Genomic DNA, 573 nt, shown 5'->3' on the forward strand with positions numbered 1-573 from the left:
GCCGATAGCGTCCGCCGCAGGCCGGGCCAGGAGACGTGCAGTCGCACGGCCGCGGCGTCGCCCCGCAGGCGTTCGGCGGGGTTCTGCCCGCGGTGGTCCCGCTCCTCGTCGAGGATCGTGACTTCGGCGGCGCCGTGGTCGGTCTCGGCGTCGGGCAGGTCTTCGTCGTCAGCAATTCGCGCCGGTCGCGGCGGGCTGATCAGCAGGGTCATGGGGTGTCGCTCACGAGGGGGAAATGAAAACGCCCCGGCGGGCTGCCGGGGCGTGGTGAAGTCGGACTGCCGGTCGGAGCCGGCGTCAGTTCAGGGAGAAGTTCTGCTTCGCCGGCCGGGCGGTCCGCCGGCGGGGGGCGTCGGGTTCGCCGGCGGCGTGCCCGCCGGGGCGGAACACGCCGCCGGCCTCGGCGTCGAGGCACCGCCCGGACGCCCACCGCCGCAGCCGGTCCAACGATTCGGCCCCGGAGACGGAGACCGGCACCACGTGCGTCGCGGCCTCGGCGAGCGGAACGCCCAGCAGAGCACTCAGTCGGCAGCAGCTCTCGATCTCCGCCCCGGTCCAACCGGCGTCGGCGGG

1 protein-coding gene and 1 pseudogene are annotated in these 573 nt (G+C 75.0%); both read right to left on the bottom strand.

Features of this window, described 5'->3' with window-relative positions:
* Positions 1 to 212: hypothetical protein (locus ACG2DA_RS23020; protein WP_395259056.1), on the bottom strand; the 212-nt coding region annotated here is incomplete at its 3' end.
* Between the two features lie 85 nt (positions 213 to 297).
* A pseudogene (locus ACG2DA_RS23025) lies at positions 298 to 573 on the bottom strand (AAA family ATPase); the annotation flags it as partial.

The organism is Alienimonas sp. DA493, assembly GCF_043951915.1.
GTDB lineage: Bacteria > Planctomycetota > Planctomycetia > Planctomycetales > Planctomycetaceae > Alienimonas.